We start from the raw sequence: 232 nt of genomic DNA on the forward strand, positions 1-232 counted from the left end.
CGGTTCGGCGACCGCCTGCACCTCCTGCCCGCCTGCACGGACGCCTTCCTCCTCGACGTCCGCCTCTCCACGGTCCGCGCCCGCGAGGCCGCCCTCGAACGCGCCCTCGCCCCCGTCGAGTCCGACTACGACGTCATCCTCATCGACTGCCCGCCCAGCCTCGGCCTGAGCATGGACGCGGCGATCTACTACGGCCGCCGCCGCGACACCGAACAGCCGGGCGCCTCCGGCG

The 232-nt window shown here is 74.6% G+C and carries 1 protein-coding gene; it reads left to right on the top strand.

The window, feature by feature from the left end:
- The coding region (locus VR44_RS40475; protein WP_045952702.1) for a ParA family protein at nucleotides 1-232 on the top strand (232 nt) is incomplete at both ends.

The organism is Streptomyces katrae, assembly GCF_000966975.1.
Lineage (GTDB): Bacteria > Actinomycetota > Actinomycetes > Streptomycetales > Streptomycetaceae > Streptomyces > Streptomyces katrae.